General features: G+C 52.4%; 16 protein-coding genes and 2 pseudogenes. 13 read left to right on the forward strand and 5 right to left on the reverse strand.

The features are described 5' to 3' along the window. Positions 1–263: 263 nt before the first annotated feature. From istB to PXC00_RS07710, 3 genes are all read right to left on the reverse strand, one after another. Positions 264–995 (reverse strand): IS21-like element helper ATPase IstB, encoded by a 732-nt coding sequence (gene istB / locus PXC00_RS07700; protein WP_268058202.1) that lies wholly within the window; start codon positions 993–995, stop codon positions 264–266. After that, the gene (gene istA, locus PXC00_RS07705; protein WP_268058201.1) at positions 988–2,478 is read right to left on the reverse strand and encodes an IS21 family transposase; all 1,491 of its coding nucleotides are present in this window, start codon (positions 2,476–2,478) and stop codon (positions 988–990) included. The genes istB and istA overlap by 8 nt, the downstream gene beginning before the upstream one ends. A 475-nt stretch (positions 2,479–2,953) precedes the next feature. After that, the gene (locus tag PXC00_RS07710; protein ID WP_316934904.1) at positions 2,954–4,543 is read right to left on the reverse strand and encodes an IS1182 family transposase; all 1,590 of its coding nucleotides are present in this window, start codon (positions 4,541–4,543) and stop codon (positions 2,954–2,956) included. Between the two features lie 32 nt (positions 4,544–4,575). Here PXC00_RS07710 and PXC00_RS07715 point away from each other — a divergent pair, with 32 nt between their 5' ends. Next, on the forward strand, positions 4,576–4,749 hold the full coding sequence (locus PXC00_RS07715; protein WP_316934905.1) for a hypothetical protein: 174 nt from the start codon (positions 4,576–4,578) through the stop codon (positions 4,747–4,749). Here PXC00_RS07715 and PXC00_RS07720 read toward each other — a convergent pair. After that, on the reverse strand, positions 4,736–6,325 hold the full coding sequence (locus tag PXC00_RS07720) for an IS1182 family transposase (RefSeq protein ID WP_316934906.1): 1,590 nt from the start codon (positions 6,323–6,325) through the stop codon (positions 4,736–4,738). The two genes, PXC00_RS07715 and PXC00_RS07720, sit on opposite strands and share 14 nt — an antisense overlap. A 208-nt stretch (positions 6,326–6,533) precedes the next feature. On the opposite strand from PXC00_RS07720, the gene PXC00_RS07725 reads away from it, so the two are divergent. From PXC00_RS07725 to PXC00_RS07785, 12 genes and pseudogenes are all read left to right on the forward strand, one after another. After that, positions 6,534–7,418, forward strand: coding sequence for a ParM/StbA family protein (locus PXC00_RS07725; RefSeq protein WP_236849654.1), 885 nt, complete (start codon positions 6,534–6,536; stop codon positions 7,416–7,418). Positions 7,419–7,423: 5 nt separating this feature from the next. Further along, positions 7,424–7,726, forward strand: coding sequence for a hypothetical protein (locus tag PXC00_RS07730; RefSeq protein WP_086035604.1), 303 nt, complete (start codon positions 7,424–7,426; stop codon positions 7,724–7,726). A gap of 763 nt (positions 7,727–8,489) precedes the next feature. Beyond that, positions 8,490–8,903, forward strand: coding sequence for a hypothetical protein (locus PXC00_RS07735; protein WP_086035603.1), 414 nt, complete (start codon positions 8,490–8,492; stop codon positions 8,901–8,903). 5 nt (positions 8,904–8,908) lie between these two features. Continuing rightward, complete coding sequence (gene mobP3, locus PXC00_RS07740; protein WP_275844060.1) at positions 8,909–11,809, forward strand: MobP3 family relaxase; 2,901 nt, start codon at positions 8,909–8,911, stop codon at positions 11,807–11,809. Positions 11,810–11,964: 155 nt separating this feature from the next. Continuing rightward, entirely contained in the window at positions 11,965–13,416 is a 1,452-nt protein-coding gene (locus PXC00_RS07745) for a DUF3991 and toprim domain-containing protein (RefSeq protein ID WP_275844059.1), read from the forward strand. A gap of 13 nt (positions 13,417–13,429) precedes the next feature. Beyond that, entirely contained in the window at positions 13,430–15,247 is a 1,818-nt protein-coding gene (locus PXC00_RS07750; RefSeq protein ID WP_086035600.1) for a VirD4-like conjugal transfer protein, CD1115 family, read from the forward strand. Positions 15,248–15,259: 12 nt separating this feature from the next. Continuing rightward, positions 15,260–15,514, forward strand: coding sequence for a helix-turn-helix domain-containing protein (locus PXC00_RS07755; RefSeq protein ID WP_066648644.1), 255 nt, complete (start codon positions 15,260–15,262; stop codon positions 15,512–15,514). Between the two features lie 913 nt (positions 15,515–16,427). Next, entirely contained in the window at positions 16,428–18,560 is a 2,133-nt protein-coding gene (locus tag PXC00_RS07765; protein ID WP_066648658.1) for a heavy metal translocating P-type ATPase, read from the forward strand. A 49-nt stretch (positions 18,561–18,609) separates the two neighbouring features. Beyond that, positions 18,610–18,990: an ArsR/SmtB family transcription factor gene (locus PXC00_RS07770; protein WP_066648661.1), complete on the forward strand. Its 381-nt coding sequence runs from the start codon at positions 18,610–18,612 to the stop codon at positions 18,988–18,990. Between the two features lie 36 nt (positions 18,991–19,026). Next, a pseudogene (locus tag PXC00_RS07775) lies at positions 19,027–19,293 on the forward strand (transposase); the annotation flags it as partial. Between the two features lie 250 nt (positions 19,294–19,543). Beyond that, positions 19,544–19,951: pseudogene (locus PXC00_RS07780) on the forward strand (cupin domain-containing protein); the annotation flags it as partial. Between the two features lie 199 nt (positions 19,952–20,150). Beyond that, entirely contained in the window at positions 20,151–20,663 is a 513-nt protein-coding gene (locus tag PXC00_RS07785) for a ferritin-like domain-containing protein (protein WP_066648681.1), read from the forward strand. Positions 20,664–20,743: 80 nt separating this feature from the next. Here PXC00_RS07785 and PXC00_RS07790 read toward each other — a convergent pair whose 3' ends face one another. Next, entirely contained in the window at positions 20,744–23,272 is a 2,529-nt protein-coding gene (locus PXC00_RS07790) for a cation-translocating P-type ATPase (protein ID WP_275844057.1), read from the reverse strand. Positions 23,273–23,348 lie beyond the last annotated feature (76 nt).

A 23,348-nucleotide genomic window follows, 5' to 3' on the forward strand; every position in this document is an offset into this window, starting at 1 on the left:
GTCATCTGTTTGCAGATTGAAATTACAGAGTTCCCATTTTACGTTTCCCCACTATGCTTCATGAAAAACTGTGTTCGTCAAGTAAAAATGTTAGCAAAAGGTCCCCAAAAAGGTTAGCACCTTGGAGCACCTAATTTGTTGTTCGTGCATGTAGCATCGAGGCCTTTTTCGGGGCAAAACAGGGCGAGACCCAACGCTCACATTTTGGAGACCCACGGGGCCAAACAGGTCGGGGCCCAATGCTCACTTTTTGGAGCGCTTTTTCAGTGGGTACGCTGGCGTTGCATGGACTGGGTCAGCCGGTAGCTCTCGCCGGAGAAGATTACAATGTGGGAATGGTGGATCAGCCGGTCAACCAGCGCTGCCGTCAGGCGGTTGTCGCCAAAGACAGTGTTCCACTGCGAGAACTCCAGATTGGATGTAATAATGAGGCTCTTTCGCTCGTAGCAGTCGGAGATTACCTGAAACAGTAGCTCGGCGGCATCCTTGTGCAGCGGCACGAAACCAATTTCGTCAATCACAATGAGCTCCACTTTTTTCAGTGTGCTGAGATAGTTGTTCAGCGTACCTTTGTTGTTTTTCTCCAGCAGGATATTGGCAAGGGACGCCGCCGTATAAAAGCGGACACGCCGCCCTTCCTGGCAAGCTTTCAAGGCAATGGCTGTGGCAAGATGTGTTTTGCCGGTACCAACAGTGCCCATAAAAATGAGATTCTCCTTGGGCGTAAGAAATTGCAGTTCCTCCATGTACTCGGCAGTCAAGCCGCTGGGCAGCTCAATGGCGGGAGTCCACACAAAGTCATCCAGCGTTTTCAGAACACGGAAACCGGCGGTTTTCACCATGCGGTTAATCCTGTTGGCTTCACGCTCTTTCATCTCCAGCTTCAGCAGGTCGGTCACATATTGCTCTGTACTTTCAAACTGGACGGAGCGCCATTCCTTGGCCATGCCGCCCAACTTCACCTGTCGCATCATCAGCTCAATTTCCTCATACATTTGCGTCACCTCCCATCAGCCCGTCGTAGGCGGAAAGATTGGGATTGTAATGCAGTGCCGGGGAACCGAGCAGCTTGAGTGGATCAGGACGGTATTCCTTCTTTGCAATCATGTAATAGCACTGCCGGAGGCTGTCCGCATCCGTGCGGCCATTTTCCCCGGCAAGCTCCAGCGCATCGTTGCACAGAGTAGCATTGCCGTCGGAGACAATTTCGCTGAGCAGTTGGAGAGCGTTCTTGCGTTCCCTGCCGCTGGTCTGTTCCAGGAAAGCCTGCCACTGCTGGGGCATCTGCCGGAAGAAGCGAGTGTGTTCAATCGCACCAGGCTTTTTGCAGAGCACAGACACATACTGCGTCCAGTCAAACACCTCATCATTGGCTTTGTAGCTCCTGCGGTAGTGTCCAACCGGGTGGTGGTCATGGAAAAACTCCACATGGTCAAAGAAAATCTTTGCCTGTACCGTTTCACCGGAAAGCATGGGAGAAAGGCCGTACTTGTTTGTCTCAATGGTTACAAAGCCGTTTTTGTTTACCGTCAGCGAAGCATAGCGAAACACCGAGAACGGGTATTCCGGAAGCCGCAGCAGGCTTGCCTCATCCTCTTTCCAAAGCTCTTCAATCAGAAGCTTCTTCTTGTAGTGCGGGCGCTGTGCATCTTTCTCGCACCAATCCCACAGGGACTCATTAAAATCGTCAAAGGACGTAATGGTCGGAACCGGCACAAAGGCATTTCTGCGGCTGTAACCCACCTTGTTTTCCACGTTGCCTTTTTCGTTGCCGGATGCTGGATTGCAGAATTCTGCACGGAAACGGTAATGCATCATGAAGCGGGTAAAGCCGTCTGTGAGAATTCGGTCTGTACCCTTGAGTACCTGCACAACGGCGGTGGACATATTGTCAAAGCGCAGCACCGGCGGAACGCCGCCAATATGCTCAAAGATACGTTTCATACCGGTAAGCAGGCATTCCTGGTTCTGAGAGGGGAAAGTTTGGGTGTACCCTTTGTTGGAATTCGGGAAGGAAATGGTTAGTGCATAGCCGTCCTGCTCCTGCCCTGCACCATCGTAGTAGAGATGCTTTCCGAAATCTACTTGCCCACTGCCCAGCGTATGCTCCAGAGGCAAATAACCACTGTTCTTGGAATTCATCACAAACCGCTTTTTGCGGACGTACTTTTTTACGCTGGAATAGCTGCCACCGAAACCGTGCTCATCCCGCAAACGGCAGAAAATCCTCCAAACGGTGTGCCTCTGCTTGCGCGGGATCTTATGGTCGGCTTCCAGCCATTCATCAATTACGGGAATGAAATCTCCCAACACCGGATAGCTCGTTGGCTCGGTATCCGGCAGATTGTCCTCGCTCCAGTCGAGCTGGTAGGCGTACTTTTGGACGGTCTTGAAGCTGTGACCTGTTTGACGGGAAATTTCTCGCAAACTCAGGTCTTCATTTTCGTACAGATCCTTGATATTATTTACTTGAGCCATTCTTAACACCTTTCTGCTACCTCCTTAGTCTCTTGACAATTCTAAGGGTAGCTGTTATTTCAGGTGCTGACAATGGCTCACTTTTTATGCCATTTGGGGTGCTAACTTTTTCGAGACCTTTTGCGATACTTTCATTTTACCGAAAACATGAAAAACCACGTTTCAGGGGTACCATTCGTTGAAATATATAGTACATTACCCTAAAATTAGAAACCAAGTTGTTTCAGCGTTTTCACAATGTCTGATAAAGTGCATTTAACATCGCACTTATTATACCATGCTTAACCGCAAGAGGGTCCGTGGGGCTGTTGCAAAATGAAAGTTTTGCGGCAGCCTTTTTTCAGTGCTGAGGAGAGACTTTCGGCGGAAATTTTGTTGAAAAGTCCGAGGGGAGATCCACTGAAAGGCACAGCAATGCAAGGCACCGGCGTTCAGCCGTCACCTGAAGTCTTTCCGTTTTCAGTTTTTCTGGAAACTACTCTTTTTTGACGCGGAATAGATGTGTTTTCAGGCGTCCCGCGTTGCACTTCGCCCACAGTTTGTTCAGATTGTACCCAAGGCACAAAAGGAAAAGCTCTGTAAAGATATGGGTCCGGCCACGGGTGAGAAAGCGCTTGAATCTGCGGTCATTTTTCAGTACGCCGAAAGCGCCTTCGACCTGAATGGACCGATTGACCCGAAGCATAACTCCCTGTTCACCCGTAATATTTTGCTGTGAACGACTGCTGAGCCGAAGCAGGTCCGTCTTGACCGACAATTCTTTAGCAGCGCCGTTCTTTGCTCTGCAGCACGCCCCACGGCACGGACATCCGGTGCAGTCTTCACATCGGTAATACGCTCTCGTCAGGAAATTTCCCTGTCGGTCCCGCTGCGTGCTTTCACGGCGAAAAGCGAGCTTCCTGCCGGCCGCACAGAAGTAGCAGTTTTCCTGTTCGTCATACCGCATGTTCTCCCGGCGGCCGATCTGCTGTTTGAACTTCCGGCTCTTCTGCGCTTCATAGTTGATCGGCTTAATGAAGCTGGTCTGTCCGTTTCTCTCCAGGTACAGATAGTTGTTCAGACTTTCGTAACCCGCGTCCGCCACCACATCCCGGTATCGCTGCCCGTGCTGCTGTTCCAGCCTGCGCAGGAAGGGGCGCAGCGTCCCGCTGTCCGTCCGGTTCGGGAAAGCCGCGACACCGGTGATGTACTCGCTGTTCACCGCAATCTGCACGTTGTAGCCCGGTTTTAGCTGCCCGTTGCGCATGTGGTCTTCCTTCATGTGCATAAAGGTGGCGTCCGGGTCCGTTTTGGAATAGCTGTTGCGATTGTTCCCCATCACAAACAGTTTTTTCTCATAGCCCTCCCATTTTTCCAGCAAAGTGTGGAGCTTCTCCCAGGCACGCTGTTCCGGAGGCTTGCGGCGGCCGGTTCCGTGGACAAACCGGATGCCCTTTTTCTCGCAGGCAGTCTTTTCCGACCGCACCAGTTCACGGAGCTTTTTCAGAGTCACATTGCCGGAAATCCCGCGTCGCTCAAATTCCTGCCGGACTTCTTCCCGCACCTTGGCAAGATGTTTTTCCGTGCTTTTGCGCCAGACGAACGTGTAGCGGTTTGCCCGGCTTTCCACCTTGGTGCCGTCGATGAACACTTCGTCGTGTTCCGTTTCGCCCATTCCCTCCAGACGCCGGACAAACTGGTAGAACAAGTCTTCCACCGCGTCTTTCGTACGCCCGGTTCGGAACCGCGCAAAGGTACTGTAGTCCGGCACCGGCTCCCCCTGCAGAAGCCACATGAAGTCCACCCGTTTCCGGCAGGCTTCCTCCAGCTTCCGGGTCGAATAGATGCCACATCCATACCCATACACCAATACTTCAAAGAGGATCCGGGGTTCGGCCGCCGATTTTCTTCCTCGGGAAGAATAGGCGCGGTACAGTCCCCTGTAATCCAGTTCCTCAAGCTGGGCGCTGACAAGCCGTACCGGATCCTCTTGCGGTATTGTAATTTCCATGTCCATTGGGAGCGTTAATTGTTGAAATTTCCGCTCAAATCTGCTATGCTCTAAGAGCTTTTCTATTTGTTTCACAACAATATTCTAAAGCAAGGGGCTGTTGCAAAATGAAAGTTTTGCGGCAGCCTTTTTTCAGTGCTGAGGAGAGACTTTCGGCGGAAATTTTGTTGAAAAGTCCGAGGGGAGATCCACTGAAAGGCACAGCAATGCAAGGCACCGGCGTTCAGCCGCCACCTGAAGTCTTTCCGTTTTCAGTTTTTCTGGAAACTACTCTTTTTTGACGCGGAATAGATGTGTTTTCAGGCGTCCCGCGTTGCACTTCGCCCACAGTTTGTTCAGATTGTACCCAAGGCACAAAAGGAAAAGCTCTGTAAAGATATGGGTCCGGCCACGGGTGAGAAAACGCTTGAATCTGCGGTCGTTTTTCAGTACGCCGAAAGCGCCTTCGACCTGAATGGACCGATTGACCCGAAGCATAACTCCCTGTTCACCCGTAATATTTTGCTGTGAACGACTGCTGAGCCGAAGCAGGTCTGTCTTGACCGACAATTCTTTCGCAGCGCCGTCCTTTGCTCTGCAGCACGCCCCACGGCACGGACATCCGGTGCAGTCTTCACACCGGTAATACGCTCTCGTCAGGAAATTTCCCTGTCGGTCCCGCTGCGTGCTTTCACGGCGAAAAGCGAGCTTCCTGCCGGCCGCACAGAAGTAGCAGTTTTCCTGTTCGTCATACCGCATGTTCTCCCGGCGGCCGATCTGCTGTTTGAACTTCCGGCTCTTCTGCGCTTCATAGTTGATCGGCTTAATGAAGCTGGTCTGTCCGTTTCTCTCCAGGTACAGATAGTTGTTCAGACTTTCGTAACCCGCGTCCGCCACCACATCCCGGTATCGCTGCCCGTGCTGCTGTTCCAGTCTGCGCAGAAAAGGGCGCAGTGTCCCGCTGTCCGTCCGGTTCGGGAAAGCCGCAACCCCGGTGATGTACTCGCTGTTCACCGCAATCTGCACGTTGTAGCCCGGTTTAAGCTGCCCGTTGCGCATGTGGTCTTCCTTCATGTGCATAAAGGTGGCGTCCGGGTCCGTTTTGGAATAGCTGTTGCGGCTGTTCCCCATCACAAACAGTTTTTTCTCATAGCCCTCCCATTTTTCCAGCAAAGTGTGGAGCTTCTCACAGGCACGCTGTTCCGGAGGCTTGCGGCGGCCGGTTCCGTGGACAAACCGGATGCCCTTTTTCTCGCAGGCAGTCCTTTCCGACCGCACCAGTTCACGGAGCTTTTTCAGAGTCACATTGCCGGAAATCCCGCGTCGCTCAAATTCCTGCCGGACTTCTTCCCGCACCCTGGTAAGATGTTTTTCCGTGCTTTTGCGCCAGACGAACGTGTAGCGGTTTGCCCGGCTTTCCACCTTGGTGCCGTCGATGAACACTTCGTCGTGTTCCGTTTCGCCCATTCCCTCCAGGCGCCGGACAAACTGGTAGAACAAGTCTTCCACCGCGTCTTTCGTACGCCCGGTTCGGAACCGCGCAAAGGTACTATAGTCCGGCACCGGCTCCCCCTGCAAAAGCCACATGAAGTCCACCCGTTTCCGGCAGGCTTCTTCCAGTTTCCGGGTCGAATAGATACCACATCCATACCCATACACCAATACTTCAAAGAGGATCCGGGGTTCGGCCGCCGATTTTCTTCCTCGGGAAGAATAGGCGCGGTACAGTCCCCTGTAATCCAGTTCCTCAAGCTGGACGCTGACAAGCCGTACCGGATCATCCTGCGGTATTGTAATTTCCATGTCCATCGGGAGCGTCAACTGTTGAAATTTCCGCTCAAATCTGTTATGCTCTAAGAGCTTTTCTAATTGTCGCACAACAATATTCTAAAGCAAAAAGCCGGAGTAGCCAACCCCTTTCGGGATTGCTGCTCCGACTTTTTTTCGGACCGTTGTGCAACAGCCCCTTTTTGTGCTTCGAAGGAGGTAAAGCATGCTGAACCTCAGTGGCATGTAATCCGAGAAGCAATCATATGGAGGCAGGCCATGCGACTTGTCTATATTTTTCAAAAGAGGTGTGATTCAGATGGTGATCAAACTCGGTGTGGATAACGGAAACTACAACACCAAATCCTCAGAGGGGATGCTGTACGCCTCCGGGTACGCGGCAAGCGATAAGGAATTCATCACGGATGAGATGCAGCTCTGCTATGGCGGCAGATATTACGCCATCGGTGAAAAGCGAGTGCGGTTTCAGCAGGATAAGACGAAAGCTCCTGATACCTTTCTTCTGACGTTGCCGGCCATTGCGTCCGCCATGAAAAAGGCGGGTGTTCGGGAAGCCGATGTCATTCTGGGCGTAGGGTTGCCCATCGAAGCATACGGAATGCAGAAAGACGCCTTCCGCCAATATTTTCTGCGCGGAAATCTGACTTTCCGGTTTGAAGGAACGGATTACCACTGCCACATTGCGGACTGCAAGGTGTTCGCCCAGGGGCATGCGGCGCTGTGCCGGTATTACCCTCAGCTCCGGGCATACCGCAGCATCACTCTGGCGGACATCGGGGGGTATACGGTAGATGTTCTAACCATGCATGGCTCCAAGCTGGACCGATCAAACTGCACAAGCCTCCGGATGGGCACCATTACGCTCTATACCCGCATTCAGGACATCCTGCGGCGGCGGGACATCCTGCTGACCGACGAGCTTGTCACCGACGCCATCCGCGGTAAAATTCAGCACGCGGATCAGGATTTCATCCGGCAGACCGTGGAGCAGGAGATGCAGAAGTATATCAGGGAATTGTTCAACACGCTGCGGGAACGGGGCCTCGACCTGAAGCTCCCCACCGTGTTCGCGGGTGGCGGCGCGGAACTGCTCGGCGGCATGCTGCGTGACAGCAGCGTCAATACAGTGGCCGTTCTGAACCGCTTCGCCAATGCGGACGGTTATCGTCTGCTGTTGGGGTGAGCAGGATGAGAAAACGCTTCAATGTCTCCTTCGATTTGCAAGCCGCGCGGCACAGAGAAGCGGCCCGCCTGCTCGATGAGCAGCCCGTCGGGCAGCGCACGGAATTTATTGTGGATTGTATCCTGCGATATGACCAGGCGGTGAAACTGGAAAAGATCGTCCGCATGACCATTCAGGAGGGACTGCGGTATTTCACCGATTACCAAGCGCCGTCCGACCCGCCTGCCTTCTCTGCTGTTCTGCAACTGGATGAGGCAAATCTTTCGGATGTGCCGGACAGCCTGCTCCACGCGATGGATGACCCATAACTCCGCTCATACGCCTTGTTGGACGTCAGCACTCTCACGAGAAGGCATCGCATATCGGTATCATGCGCCCTGTTGGGTGTTTGGAGCAACAATTCGCGCCTGCTCAACTTTCTGTATGCACCCTGTCAGGTGTCTGGCCTTGTACCCTTCAAGCTCTGTCAGTTGCAGGACCAATACGGAAATCCCGGTCACTTGGGAGGAATTGAGGGGCCAGACTGTCGAAAGTTGCCCTTACCATCCGGCTGACCGAAGCTGGAACCTGCTGACAGATGATCCCTCCCTGAGCCAGCCGACCCAGGCGCCCGAGATACGAATGTAAAGTGTCGACATAGGATCAAAGGCCGTAGACGTTGGTTTGAAAACAGAAAAGCCTGCTCCTCGCCCATGTCGCCGCCCGTGTGGCCCCGTGTCGCACTTTCTCCGCAGAGGTCACACAGCTGCACCGTGAGACGGTAAGGCCCGGTGCTGGGGCTTTGTGCGGAAATCTGCACAGCCAAACGCTCCGCTTTCGGGGAGTGAACCATGGGGTCGAAAACGATGCGGGTTAAAGCAGCGGGGTCGCGGTGCGCCCCCGCTGCGGCTCACACCGCCCCGCAATGCGGGTCGGGGAACGATTTGCTCCGGGGTCGGATTTCGGCCCCTGGGGTCGGTTCCGGGGTCGGCGGCTGAAAAAACAACCGTAAACCCGCATCTTTACGCCTTTACAGAGGGGTCATGACAGGAGTCATGGCCCTTTTTGTATAAAACAGAATGGAGGAAAACAATGCCGGAAGAAAGAGTAAACAAGAAGAAATTCCCGCTGTGGATGTACCCGGAAACACGCACTCTGATCGAGAAATGGTACAAACAGGACAACTGCCAGAGCCAGAGCGAGTTCATCGAAAAGGCCGTCCGTTTCTACTGCGGCTACATTTCGGCGGAGGACGGCGTGCGCTATCTGCCCGCCGCCATCACGTCCGCCATGACCGGAATGGTGGACAGTCTGGAAAGCCGGATGGCTCGCCTTATTTTCAAACTGGCTGTCGAGATGAGCATGATGATGAACATCCTCGCAGCAAACGTAGATGTGGACGAAGCCATGTTGCGCAGGCTGCGTGGCAAGTGCGTGAACGACGTTAAAAGGTCTGTCGGTTCCGTCACCTTCGAGGATGTGGTGAAATTCCAGAAGGGTGAGTAACGGCCATGCCGAAAATCATCTTTAAGTGCCGGTATCTCAAGGACGGAACCCATGCCGCCAACCTCGTGGAATACATGGCGACGCGCGAGGGCGTGGAGAAGCTTCCGGCGAATATCCGCGCCCTGCCCTCCACGGCAAAACAGCAACGGCTCATCGGTGATCTGTTGGCTCAGTTTCCCGATACCGCGGACCTGTTCGAATATGAGGACTTCCAGAAGCGGTCTACCATTGAGAACGCCTCGGAATTCATCACGGCGGCGTTGGAACAAAATCTGGATCAGCTCGGGCACAAGGACGTGTACGTGCAATATATCGCCACCCGCCCTCATGTGGAGAAATCCGGCACGCACGGCCTGTTTTCAGATGCCGGGGCGCCACCAGTATTGTCCGAAGTGGCGGAGGAAGTCTCCCATCACACGGGAAACGTCTGGACGCCGATTATCAGCCTGCGGCGGGAGGACGCCGCCCGGCTCGGGTATGACCATGCCGCGGCGTGGATGGCGCTTCTGCGCAAACAGCGCAACCTGTTCTCCGAGCAGATGAAGATCTCCCCGGAAAACCTGCGCTGGTACGCGGCTTTTCACGATGAGGGCCATCATCCACACTGCCACATGATCGTCTATTCCATCGATCCCCGTGAGGGTTACGTTACCAAACCCGCCATCAACAAAATGCGGAGTACGCTGGCGCATGAAATCTTCCAGCAGGACCTGATGCAGATCTATCCGGAGCAGACCGCACGCCGCAACGAGCTCGCCGAACAGAGCCGTGCCGCGCTTTCCGAAATCATCGGGCAGATGGAATCCGGTGTCTACGAAAACAAGGTTATTGAAGATCTGATCTCCCGGCTTGTCGAACGCCTGAAATACACCTCGGGCAGAAAACAGTACGGTTACCTCAAGGCCGAGCTCAAGACCATCGTCGATCAGATCGTGGATGAGCTGTCAAAGGACGCGCGGGTGGCGGAAGCCTACCAGGCATGGTACGAACTACAAAACGAGGTTCTGCACACTTACGCCGACAAGCTGCCCGGCCCGCTTCCGCTTTCCCAACAGAAGGAATTCAAGCACATCAAGAACATCGTGATCGAGGAAGCCCTGCGCATCAATGAACGGCAGATCACGTTTGAGGGCGACGAGGGCATTGAGGCTCAGGCGGATACGGCAGCTGATCAGGCCGATCGGGTGTATGAGCCGGAGGATGAGCCAGACGATGAATCCCCAGAAGACGGGAATTTTCCGGACAGCACATCAGAAGGCCCGGAACCCATTGAAAGTCCGCCCGCGACACCCCACCCATATATCGAATGGAGCGACCGCTACAAACAGGCCCGTGAATTTTTGTACGGGAAAGACGATATGGAGCCGGATTTAGCTCAGACGCTCCGGCTGTTTCAAGAAGAAGCCGATGCTGGAAACGCACTCGCCATGCATGATCTCGGACGCATGTACGCAGACGGACTGGGGATAGAAGCCGATGCGGGGATTTCTTTCAGCTGGTACGAAAAGGCCCTCACAGCCTTTTATGAGATTGAAACGGGGAAAAGCCACCGCTATGTGGAATACCGCATCGGCAAGATGCATGCGGCTGGCAACGGCACCGATCAGGATTATGAAGAAGCGGCGGGCTGGTTTGAGAAATCTGCCTCGGAGAATTACAAGTACGCGCAGTATTCCCTCGCCGGCCTGTATTACCGTGGCCAGGGCTTGGAACAGAACTACAATACGGCGTTTGTTCTCTATGACAAAGCGGCGCGGCAGCACTTCCCATATGCGTCCTACGAACTGGCGAAGATGTACCGCGACGGTATCGGCACGGCAAAAAATCATGATGCGGCCGCCGCCTGCTTCCGGGAAGCCTTTCTCGGCTTTCAGCAACTGGAGGCTCAGAGCCGCGACGATAAGCTCCAGTACCGCCTCGGACAAATGCTTTATACGGGCACCGGAACGGAACAGAATATCGGCGCGGCGGTGCAATACCTCGAGAAATCGGCCAAGCTCGGGAATGCCTATGCCCAATGTCTGCTTGGAAAAATTTATCTGGCTGTTGAAAGTCCGTTGAATCCGGTTGAAAACTCCTATGCGAACCCCGAAAGTGGCATCTTCTGGCTCACCAAAGCTGCGGATGCCGGAAATGACTCCGCAGAGTATCTATTAGGAAAGCTCTACCGGGACGGCCTGTATGTGGAGCGGAACTCGGAAAAAGCCGTCGCACTGTTCACCGCGGCGGCCAAACAGAAGAACCCCTACGCCGCCTACGCCCTGGGAAAGTTGTACCTCGAAGGAACGGCTGTCGTAAAGGATACGGGTGCCGCAGCCAGATGGCTGACATTCTCGGCCGGCCTCGGCAATGCGTATGCGCAGTACGCGCTGGCAAAGCTGTATCTGGCCGACGAAGATGTGCCAAAGGATGTTCCGCAGGCGGTGGATTTACTCACAAAGGCGGCCCTGCAGAACAATTCCTTTGCCCAATACCGGATCGGCAAGCTGTACCTTCTGGGAGAGGAAGTTTCCAAAGATATGGATGCCGCCTTCCGGTGGCTCACAGACGCAGCGGAACAGAACAACCAATATGCCCAGTACATGCTCGGCAAGCTCTATCTGATGGGGCAGGATGTTCCCCGCGACCGCGAGGCCGCCGCCCGATGGCTGACGGCTTCCGCCGGGCAGGGCAATCCATACGCCCAAATTTTTCTCAATCATCTGGACTCGTTCCGTGATCCGTCCCCGATGCTGGCGGTTACCCGGCTCCTGCACCATCTGAGCCGGATCTTCCGGCAGCAGCAAGGCAGGCTGTACGGAGGCCCCTCCATGGAGACGGACAGCAAGCTCCGCCGCCGGCTTCGACAGAAGAAGATGGCAATGGGCCATGCGCCCGACGAGCGGGCGCCCGAACAAACCTATTAAAAGGAGATGCACACCTGATGCAAAAGCATTATCCACAGGCAAAAGAGATCCCGCCCGCCAAAATCAATATGGTGCCGGAAAAGCCGTCCGTACATCAGCGGACGGCCTTTTTTCGCCGGTGCGGGAAACGCAAACGCTGAAAGGAAGGATCCTTCATGTCCTATATCCCGTTCACAGAGGAAGAAAAGCAAAGGGCCAACTCGGTTGACCTGGTGGATTTTTTGCAGAGGCAGGGCGAGCAGCTCGTCCGCTCCGGGCATGAGTGGCGTTGGAAACGGCACGACAGCGTGACGATCCGCGGCAGCGAGTGGTTTCGGCATTCCCGCAAGGAAGGAGGCCACGCGATTGACTTCGTCCAACGGTTTTACGACATGGATTTCCCCGGAGCGGTCACCTTTCTGCTCGGAGGCGAAGGCGGCCTGGAATGGAACCAGACCGCGAAAAGCGCGCCGCCGCCCAAAAAGAACTTCGCGCTTCCGGAGGCCAATCCGGACATGCGCCGGGTGTTTGCCTATCTTCTCAAACAGCGGTTCATCGACCCGAGCGTGCTGTCGTATTTCGCGCGCGAACACCTGATCTACGAGGACAAAGAATACCATAACGCCGTATTCGTTGGTCTGGATGAGGATGGTGCCGCCCGGCATGCGCACAAGCGCGGCACCTATACCAAGGGCGAGCCTTACAAGGGTAATGTCGAGGGAAGCGATCCGAAATACAGCTTTCACTACATTGGCGAGGACGACACCCTTTATGTGTTCGAAGCGCCGATCGATATGCTCTCTTTTATTTCCCTTCACCTGAAGGACTGGCAAAAACACAGCTATGTCACGCTGGACGGTGTGTCTGAGCACGCGATGCTGCAACAGCTGAAAAGCCATTCGAACCTGAAAAAGATTGTGCTGTGCCTTGATCACGACGAGGCCGGGATTGAGGCCACCGGCAGACTGAAGGACATCCTTGCGGAACACGATTATTACGCCCCCGCTTATATGGACATTCCTGTTTTGCAATCCCGGTACAAGGACTGGAACGAGGATATCAAGGCAAAACACGGCATTACCCCCATCCCTGCCGGGGAGCATCCGAAGCTCGTCCTGCTGCCGGAGATCTGCGAGAATCTGTTCTCCGCATGTGAAACCCTATCGGCCGTTCCGGATCCGAACGCTGTCATTCGGGAATATCACCGGAGGCTGACGCCGCTGGTCGATTCCGAAAAGCTCGCTGCCGCGAATCCGGAAATCGTGGGAGCCTGTCTGCAGAAGATGGCGGCGGGCGCGTTGCTGGTCGCTCAGCGGGAGCTTCGGCAAATGGAACGACCGGAAACGCTCGGGCAGCTGGTCGGAAACCTGCGGGACAGCTACAGGCCCCACCTGGACCGGGGCTGGATGCGAACCAAAGCGGAAGATATTCGCGAGGATGCGGTGAATATAGACCGGCAGTTATTCGCACCCGGCATCCGCACGCTGCAGGAGCGGCTGGCATTGGTTTCGGATTACAGGCGCCTCGCGCTTGACTGCGTGAAGGCGCAGCTTTTTGTCCGGCTGGAACTGTCCCAGCCGCTCCAGGCGCCGGAGGAAGCGGCGCCAAATTTTAGAATGAGCATGTAAGGGAGGTCTTTCTATGCAAATATCTCCGGTTGTCACACTGCTGATCGCCGGATTTCTGATGTTCGCCGTCATCGGGCTTCTGTCCCTGCTGGCGCATTATTATACCCTCAACGGAATCAAATCCCGGACGGTGGGCGACGGCCAGCACGGTACGGCCCGTTGGGCGACCAAATCCGAAATCAAGCACACCTATTCGGAAGTCCCTTTTGAGCCGGAACTCTGGCGGCAGGGCAAAAACCTTCCCTCCGCACAGGGCCTGATTATCGGCTGGCATAAAGCGCCGCTGTTTGACCGGACGGCTCCCCACGGCTACGCGCTGATTGATGACGACGATATCCACTGCCTCATGATCGGTGCGGCCGGCGTCGGGAAAACCGCAAATTTTTTATATCCCAACCTCGAATACGCATGTGCGGCCGGCATGAGCTTTCTTACGACCGATACCAAGGGAGATCTGTATCGCAATTATGGGGGGATCGCAAAAGAGTGTTACGGTTACGACGTGGCCGTAATTGATCTGCGCAACCCGACCCGGAGCGACGGGTTCAACCTGAATCATCTGGTCAACCGGTACATGGACGCCTATCTGCGGGACTATGCAAATCTGGCATATAAGGCAAAGGCCGAAAAGTATGCTAAGATTACGGCGAAGACCATCATCGGGTCGGGAGGTTTCGATATCGCTACGGCCGGCCAGAACGCCTTCTTTTACGACGCGGCGGAAGGTCTGCTGACCTCGGTCATCCTTCTGCTCGCGGAATTCTGCCCTCCGGAGAAGCGTCATATCGTCTCCGTCTTCAAACTGATTCAGGACCTGCTCGCACCGAGCGGCGTGAAGGGCAGGACTCTGTTCCAGTTGCTGATGGCGCATCTTCCGGACGACCACAAGACAAAATGGTTCGCGGGCGCGGCGCTCAACAGCGCGGATATGGCGATGCAGAGCGTCCTTTCCACGGCGCTTTCCAGGCTCAACGCATTCCTGGATTCCGAACTGGAGCAGGTTCTGTGTTTTGACACTGCGATCGACGCGGAGAAGTTCTGTAATACCAAGTCCGCGATATTTTTGGTGATGCCTGAAGAGGATTCCACCAAATACTTCATTATCAGCCTGATTGTCCAGCAGCTCTACCGGGAAATTCTTGCCGTAGCTGATGAGCACGGCGGCAAGCTGCCCAACCGTGTCATGATGTACCTTGATGAGATAGGGACCATTCCAAAAATAGAGTCAGCCGAGATGATGTTCTCATCCAGTCGCTCCCGGCGGGTGTCTATAACAGCCATCATCCAGAGCCTTGCTCAGTTGGAGAAAAATTACGGAAAAGAAGGCGCCGCCATCATCGTGGATAACTGCCAGGACACGATTTTCGGAGGTTTCGCGCCCAACAGCGAGTCGGCGGAAACCCTGTCCAAATCGCTGGGAACCCGAACGGTGATGAGCGGGACCGTTAATCGAGGCAAAAGCGACGGCTCGCAGAACCTCGAAATGATCGAGCGTCCGCTCCTTTCGCCGGACGAACTCAAATCCATGCCCAAGGGCAGATTCGTTGTGACGAAAACCGGCGCTTATCCAATGCGCACCCGGCTCAAGCTGTTTAAGGATTGGGGTATCACCTTCGGCAAGCCTTATGAGGTTGAGGAAAAGTCGGCCCGGAAGGTGGAGTACGCCGACCGGTTCGAGCTGGAGGAAGAACTCATCCGCAGGAATGCGGCTTATACGGTTGACCCGGACATAGCTGAAGGTGAACCCAGTGCACACGGTGGGATCGAGCATGCGCCTGCGCAGGAGATACGCAATTTTCCGCGAAGAAAAGATCCCGTTCGCATTGAATAGGAGTGATATATCATGGGGTATTTTACATCCCTTTACGCTTCTGAGCTTCCTCACCGCGCGGTTGCCGTGTATATGTACCTGCGCGACCGAGCCGATAAGGACGGCAAATGCTACCCGGCGATCGGTACCATCGCACGGGAACTGAAGCTGTCCAAAAGCACGGTCAAGCGGGCAATTTCCGACCTTGAAAAAAGCGGCCATCTCTGCAAAGAGCCGAGGTGGCGCGAAAACGGCGGAAAATCCTCCAACCTGTATCACATCAAATAACGCTGAAAAAGGCATCACTTCCGCCAGGGAGAAAGTCTGTCTACAGGTGAACCGTGGAACGGTTCATGTTGAACCATGAAAGCGAACCTCCTACTCTAAGCAGATCTAAATCAGAGAAAAGACAAGCGGAAAGGTTTTTTTTCTTTCTTCCTTTCTTTCACCGGTATGGGAGTAACCTCCGCTGTATCCGGGTCAATCAGAATAATTTCCTTGTTCTTTTCTCTGGCATATGTAATGAGATGAGCGGCAGATTCCACAAAAACGAGCATCTGTTCTTTGTAAACCGCCAGAACGGAGCCGGAGCGGTTCACCAGTATTCATTGCAGCGGGGATAACAACTGTTTTTAAGTAAGTGTCAAAACGCCGTCACCTTGACAGAATCAATTGGTGTCGCGCTAAGTTTTCATTGCCCCTGAATGTCCGGCAAATCCGGTGGAAGATATTTGCTTTTGAGCGTGCGCAGAACATCGCTGATGGTGGAAACCGATGCCATATTCTGTATTTCCACCCCCGCTTCCCGAAGCGGGTTGTTACGACGGCTCCCGTGGTTGGTGCCTCTTTTGGGGGATCCAGTTCAGCAAATACCACTCGCGGGTCGGCGATGATTTCTCCATCCGGTTGGTTGCAGGCCAGCAGTGCTTCGAGCCGTACTCTCCGGGAAAAGGTACACAAGCCGCGCAATAAAGTCATCAGATCCGCGCCGGGAAAACGAGTCAATCTGCTGGTGTACATTCGGGCCAAACTCCGCGCCGGAAAAGGCATCTGCTACGAACGGTGGGCCAGGATTTTCAACCTCAAACATGGCATCCAACAGATCCGGGATATTTTTTATTTTTCTATTGACAATAATCTATGTCAATGATAATATAATGATTAAGCAATCGTTTAATCGTTATATTAAGGGGGCTCATCCATGTCGACGAAGGTATTTATGCTTAATGGGTTGGACTGCGCCAACTGTGCCGCAAAAATAGAAACAGAAATTAAAAATATTGAAGGGATTAAGTTCGCTTCAGTAGATTTTGTTTCTAAGAGACTTACTTGGGAAGCTGAGTCGAATACCAATGTTCCTATGTTAGTGGAGAAGATAGAAAGCATCGTAAAAAAAATAGAACCGGATGTGAAAATTGCTTTAGTGGAGAACACTTCTAAGCCTAAAATAGAAGAAAAAGATGACGACGATGACGACGATGAAGAAGATCATAAGAAAGAGATAGTCGAACTGGTGATTGGAGGAACTTTATTTGTTGTTGGATTGATTTTTAAGTTTCAGAACTGGCTTGAACTTACCATATTCTTAATAAGCTATATCATTGTTGGCAGAAAAGTTGTTTTAAGCGCAATAAAAGGGATCGTACGAGGTCAGGTATTCAGTGAGCACTTCCTGATGAGCGTTGCTACAATCGGTGCCTTCTTTGTTGGAGAGTATCCGGAAGGCGTCGCCGTTATGCTGTTCTATCTGATTGGGGAATTATTCGAGGATATGGCCGTAGATAATTCCAGAAAATCAATCAGTGAATTAATGGATATAAGACCTGATTATGCAAATTTACAGGTTGGCGAAGAGCTCAAAAAAGTATCTCCTGAAGAAGTAAATATCGGTAATAAGATCGTAGTAAAACCGGGAGAAAAAATTCCTCTTGATGGCAAGGTCATAGAAGGAACCTCAATGGTTGATACAGCGGCGTTGACCGGTGAATCCGTTCCACGTGAGTTAAAACCCGGGAGTGATGCTTTGAGCGGATTTGTAAACAAGAATGGCGTTTTGACTATTGAAGTCACAAAAGAATTCGGAGAATCTACAGTTTCAAAAGTCTTGGATTTAGTACAGAATGCCAGCAGTAAAAAAGCGCCAACTGAAAAATTTATAACAAAATTTGCGCGTTACTATACTCCGGTTGTTGTATTTGGAGCATTGGCGTTAGCAATTATTCCGCCTTTGCTTATTCCGGGGGCATCCTTCTCTGATTGGATTTACCGAGGGTTAGTATTCTTGGTGGTTTCCTGCCCTTGTGCGTTAGTGCTTTCGATACCGTTAGGATTCCTTGGGGGAATTGGGGGATCTTCAAAAAGAGGAATATTAGTAAAAGGCGGCAACTACCTTGAAGCGTTGAACAATGTTGAAGCAGTTGTTTTTGATAAGACGGGGACTTTAACCAAGGGTGTATTCAAGGTTACAAAAGCAATTTCTGAAAACGGTTATACAGAGGATGAACTGATCAAATATGCGGCATATGCTGAAAGCTATTCAAATCATCCGATTGCACTTTCAATTATAGCTGCTTATCATGCTGAAATTGATAAAGATAAAATTGAGAATTATCAGGAAATAGCGGGACATGGCATTAAGGTCAATGTCAATGGAAAGGAAGTACTCGCTGGAAATACGAAATTAATGATCAGTGAAAACATCCAATACACTGATGTGGATACGTTAGGCACAGTAGTACATGTGGCCATAGACAAAAAGTATGCGGGCAGTATCATAATTTCAGATGAGGTGAAAGAAGACTCTGCAAAAGCAATTAAAGAGTTGAAAGCGCTTGGCGTTAGAAAAACAGTTATGCTTACTGGCGACTTGAAGAAGGTAGCGGACAATATCGGCAAGGAGTTAGGTTTAGACGAGGTTTATTCTGAACTGTTACCCGCCGATAAAGTTGAAAAAGTTGAATCCCTGGAAGCCCAAAAATCTCACAAGGGAAAGATTGTATTTGTTGGTGATGGAATTAACGATGCGCCGGTACTTGCAAGAGCCGACATCGGTATCGCTATGGGAGGCTTGGGCTCGGACGCTGCGATTGAGGCTGCAGATGTAGTGATTATGACTGATGAACCTCACAAAGTAGCATCCGCGATAAAAATTGCGAAAAGAACGAGAAACATTGTATCTCAGAATATCGTGTTTGCATTAGGAGTTAAAGCCATATTCCTCGTATTAGGAGCATTGGGGTTAGCTTCCATGTGGGCGGCCGTGTTTGCAGATATGGGGGTTGCTCTGATTGCAGTTGTTAACGCAATGAGAGCTCTGAATACGAAAAAAATATGAATCTTTTTATGGTTATATCTTATATTGTTTATATGAAAGGGTGACTATAATGTCTGAAAACCAGGAAAACATGACAGATCAAGAAAATGCAATGTGTGATATCACTATTGTTCATCAGGATATATTAGATAAAGTGAAAAAAGAAATAACTGATGATGATACTTTGTATAATATGGCTGGTATATTTAAAGTACTCAGCGATCCTACACGTCTAAAAATTATAAATGCGCTTATGCTTTCTGAAATGTGCGTGTGTGATATTTCAGCTTTGCTGAATATGTCGAAACCTGCTATTTCGCATCATCTAAAATCATTACGGCAAACCCACTTAATTAAATACAGGCGTGACGGGAAAATCGCTTATTATTCACTGAATGATGCACACATTAAAATGATGTTTGATCTATGTATAACGCATATCAAAAAATAATGATACAGGTATTAGTTTAGCTGAAATGAGGCGGGGGTGCGCCGGCTGATCTACACCACCAACGTTATTGAAGGCTTCAACCGGCAGCTCCGAAAGGTGACGAAGGCGAAATCGGTCTATCCGACGGATGACAGCCTGCTCAAGATGCTGTATCTGACCATGATGGACATCACGAAAAAATTGACCGGCAGGCGGCAGGACTGGAGCGTAATCCACGCCCAACTGGCCGTATATTTTGCCGGCCGGATGCTGTGCTTTCTTTTATGTCCATACACTTTCCGCTCAGTTGTCGGGGCGGTATAAGGACGGTACTTATCATGGACTTGGCGCCGGATTTCGGGGAGGCACAACGACGGTGACGGTCGAAGTTTCGGGCGGGAAAGTTACTGCAATCCAAGTGGATTCCAGCATTGAAGCGAACTGAGCCAATCGCGCGGCAATAACATGGAACAACGCTCGAAACCCATATCGTTTTGAAAAGCACTTTTCCGGCAGATAATTCATATGATGGGTTAAAATCAACGGGAGAGGATCGGAAGATATGCCTGATGAAGAATTAAGAGACTATGGCCCCATACCAATCGTAGTGAATATTGAAGCGGTTACGGAGCAAAACAATACCTTCCGTACCGCTTTATGGACAGGGAATCATCTGCAGCTTACGCTGATGAGCATTCGTGTGAACGATGATATCGGCTTGGAAATGCACCCTGATGTTGACCAGTTTATCCGCATCGAGCAGGGCGAAGGGCTTGCGAAGTTCGGAAACCGGAGAGACAATATGAATTTTCAAAAGCGAGTCGGGCCAAGCGATGCCATTGTCATACCAGCCGGGACATGGCATAACGTCATCAATGTAGGCACCGTACCTTTAAAAGTATATTCGATTTATGCACCTCCCCAACATCCCTGGGGAACCGTTCACAAAACAAAAGACGACGCAATAGCAACAGGGACATAAAATAACGGTATCATCAAGCGCTTTAGAGTATTTGAATTCGGGCCCAAGTCCCATTGGAATAATGATGCAGAAAAAGATTTGAACAGATGACTAAGGCAGGATCAGCCTACTGTACGCTATTCCTGCCTGTCCAATTTTGAGGCTAAAAGGGAGGGCTCTCAGCGGCTGAAGGCAGATTTATATGAAAGGCGGAGGATTAATGAGCTATACGCATCCGAACGGACAGCCGCAGGGCACGGCACAGAAGTTTACGGATAAACTCAGGGAAATCCTGATCAGTGAAATCATCGCGATTAACGGTTACCAAACCCACATCGCCAACTCGGACATTTCTGAAATAAACGATGCCTGGCACAGTATTATGCTCGACGAAAAGCAGCATTACGGCTGGGTGCTGAAGCTGCTCCGCAAATATGATCCGGAGCAGTACAAACAGTTTTTAGCTCATAAGGGCGACAACCCCGGGCCCCAAACACCGGTGTCGCTCTCCCATTCCCAGTCCGGCGGTGCGGCCATTCTGAACGATATCCGGGACGATATCAAGGGAGAACTCGAGGCCGTGATTCTGTATGAAGCGCAGCTTCCAAAATATCCATATCGGGATATCCGCACCACCTTGCAGGCCGTGATTGACGACGAAAAAGGCCACGCGGAGCATCTTACCAGACTGTTGCTGAAATATGACGTCGATCCGTATGATGAATTGGTCTGATTCCGGGCATTTCAGGGAACCGGCAAACTTGAACGGCCGTGAAATCCATTGGGGATGTCACGGCCGTTCTGATTTTACTGTTAATTCTTTCTCAGATGTTTTACAAGTTTTACGATTTCGACCCAAAGTACCGACGCCGCTGACATCACGATTACGGCGACCGCTTCCGGTCCGGTCAGCGGAGCCAGCTTCACAAAGGCTGAAAGCGGAGTGTATAAGAGCAGGACAAGCATGGAAATGGTTCCCGCAAAGGCCGCCCACATCACCTTGTCTTTAATCAGACGGTGGAATGACTGGAATGCAAAATCCGTTTGGGAACTGTTGACCAGAACCAAAAGTATATTGCTTAGAAAAATGATGGAAAGGCCCATTGCACGGGCAACCGGAGCGTTTACGGCCGGATCTGCCATAAGAACCGTATAATAGGTTCCAAAAGAAGAGGCAAAAACCGTCAGCCCCTGCAGAATGCTTCTGAAAAGACCTTTCGCTCTCATCAGCTTTTCTTTCGGATCACGGGGGGCGCGTTCCATCACATTCTGTTCCGCGGGCTGTCGTTCAAAAATGATGGAGCAGGTCGGGTCGATAATCAGTTCCAAAAGGACGACATGGATGGGCAGTAACATAAGGTTCGCCGGATTTACTTTCAGAAGAGGCGCCAGCAGACAGGAAAACGCGATTGGAATGTGAATCGTGAACACATATCCGACCGCTTTTTTGATGTTGTCGTAAATCCGCCTGCCGTCCCTGATGGTATCCACAATCGTCGAAAAATTGTCGTCAAGCAGGATGAGATCGGCGGCTTCGCGGGACACCTCCGAACCGCGCTTTCCCATCGCGATTCCGATATCGGCATATTTGAGCGCGGGGGCGTCGTTGACCCCGTCGCCCGTCATTGCCACGATCTCGCCGTTTGCCTTGAAAGCCTTCACGATGCGCATCTTATGCTCCGGGACGACGCGGGAAAAAATGCTGACGGAACGGACCCGTTTCTGAAGTTCCTCATCCGTCATCCGGTCGATCTCGTCGCCGGTGACGGATTCCCCGCATGGCATGCCGATCTGCTTTGCGACCGCGCCTGCCGTGATGCCGTTGTCGCCGGTAATCATCACAACGCGGACGCCTGCCTTCCTGCAGCGGAGGATATCCGCTTTTACGGATTCCCTCGGAGGATCCGCAAGGCCGACCAATCCGCAGAACTGAAGGCGGCACCGGGCCAAAGAAGCGGGAACTTCGCCCGACGTACCGACGTCCATTCTGCCCACCGCGATCACGCGGAGCCCGCGCGCCGCCATATCGGCGGCTTTTTCCTGCGCTTTGTCCCGTTCGTCCGAATTGAGATCGCATAAAGCGAGGATCTTTTCCGGCGAGCCTTTCGCGGCGATCAGAATTTGGTTGCCGCGCCGCCAGACATGGCCCATCATTTTCGCTTCATGGGTAAACGAATATTCCCGAATCAGTTCGCCGCCGAAAAGGAACTCCCTGGACAGGCCCCTGCCTTCGCAATACGAAATCATGGCCTTTTCCATAGGGTCATATGCGTCCGGTTCGCAGGCCATTCCCATGACCGCGCAGAGGTCCCGCTCTTTGTTTTCCTCTGTCCACGTATCGCATACGGTCATCTGATTCATCGTAATGGTGCCGGTCTTATCCACGCAAAGAACCGACACGGCGCCGAGCGTTTCCACGGAAGCCAGCCTGCGCATAAGCGAATGCCTTTTCGCAAGCCGCCACGCGCCCATGGAAAGGAAGACCGTCAAAATAACCGGGAACTCTTCCGGTATCATGGCCATGGCGAGCGTGACGCCGGAAAGGATGCTTTCGATCAGCCTGTCGGTAAATTGGTGGTCCGGGATATTCAGCCAGGTGAAGCATCCCACCAATACAAACAGGACCGCCGCGATGGCCGCGCAAAGCTTCACGAGCCCGCGGGTCTGCCTCTGAAGCGGCGACGGGGCTTCCGGTGCGCCGGCGACATTCGTGCCGATTTTCCCGAACTCGGTGGCTTTGCCGATTTGATCCACGCGGACCAGCGCACTTCCCTGCGTCACAAGAGTCCCCGCGTAGCAGTGGTCGCGCCGCCAGTGCCCGCCGTCTGTATCGGCGGTCCCGAGCGCGACCTTCCAAACGCCTTCCGCTTCGCCCGTCATGGACGATTCGTCGACGCACAGATCGTTCGCCTGAAGGATCTCCCCGTCCGCCGGGATCTTGTCGCCTTCGGCAATCAGCATGATATCTCCCGGGACAAGATCGGCGCTGTCGATCCGCCGCTCCGCTCCGTCCCGCAGCACCGTACTGCGCGGCGCCGCAAGGTCCTTTAAGGCGTTCAGGGTCTTGTCGGTTTTCCAGCCCTGAATCACATCGATACTGATCATACCCGATACAAAGATCAGCATAACAACTCCGTCGCGCGGCTCACCCAGCAAAAAATAGATGACCGCCGTCACGATGAGCAGCAAAAACATAGGTTCCGACAAGGCTTTCAAAATCTCTTGAAGAACATTCTTCTTCTTTTTCGGAATCAATTCGTTCCTGCCGAATCGCTTTTGACGTTGCACGGCTTCCGCCGTCGTCAGGCCGGTTGGATTTGTGGTGTTCTTTCGTTCTGTCATAAAAGTTACCTCCATCATGCTTCTCAGCATTTATGCGACAGCTCCATGGCATTGCAAAGATACAGCTGCAGCCTCA

The organism is Caproicibacterium argilliputei, assembly GCF_029211325.2.
In the GTDB taxonomy this organism is placed as follows: Bacteria; Bacillota; Clostridia; order Oscillospirales; family Acutalibacteraceae; genus Caproicibacterium; species Caproicibacterium argilliputei.

Bases quoted from the DNA above. Each gene is read 5' to 3' on its own strand.
- istB (WP_268058202.1), bottom strand. From the start codon at position 995: ATGTATGAGGAAATTGAGCTGATGATGCGACAGGTGAAGTTGGGCGGC.
- istA (WP_268058201.1), bottom strand. From the start codon at position 2,478: ATGGCTCAAGTAAATAATATCAAGGATCTGTACGAAAATGAAGACCTG.
- PXC00_RS07715 (WP_316934905.1), top strand. From the start codon at position 4,576: ATGAAAGTTTTGCGGCAGCCTTTTTTCAGTGCTGAGGAGAGACTTTCG.
- PXC00_RS07725 (WP_236849654.1), top strand. From the start codon at position 6,534: ATGGTGATCAAACTCGGTGTGGATAACGGAAACTACAACACCAAATCC.
- PXC00_RS07730 (WP_086035604.1), top strand. From the start codon at position 7,424: ATGAGAAAACGCTTCAATGTCTCCTTCGATTTGCAAGCCGCGCGGCAC.
- PXC00_RS07735 (WP_086035603.1), top strand. From the start codon at position 8,490: ATGCCGGAAGAAAGAGTAAACAAGAAGAAATTCCCGCTGTGGATGTAC.
- mobP3 (WP_275844060.1), top strand. From the start codon at position 8,909: ATGCCGAAAATCATCTTTAAGTGCCGGTATCTCAAGGACGGAACCCAT.
- PXC00_RS07745 (WP_275844059.1), top strand. From the start codon at position 11,965: ATGTCCTATATCCCGTTCACAGAGGAAGAAAAGCAAAGGGCCAACTCG.
- PXC00_RS07750 (WP_086035600.1), top strand. From the start codon at position 13,430: ATGCAAATATCTCCGGTTGTCACACTGCTGATCGCCGGATTTCTGATG.
- PXC00_RS07755 (WP_066648644.1), top strand. From the start codon at position 15,260: ATGGGGTATTTTACATCCCTTTACGCTTCTGAGCTTCCTCACCGCGCG.
- PXC00_RS07765 (WP_066648658.1), top strand. From the start codon at position 16,428: ATGTCGACGAAGGTATTTATGCTTAATGGGTTGGACTGCGCCAACTGT.
- PXC00_RS07770 (WP_066648661.1), top strand. From the start codon at position 18,610: ATGTCTGAAAACCAGGAAAACATGACAGATCAAGAAAATGCAATGTGT.
- PXC00_RS07785 (WP_066648681.1), top strand. From the start codon at position 20,151: ATGAGCTATACGCATCCGAACGGACAGCCGCAGGGCACGGCACAGAAG.
- PXC00_RS07790 (WP_275844057.1), bottom strand. From the start codon at position 23,272: ATGACAGAACGAAAGAACACCACAAATCCAACCGGCCTGACGACGGCG.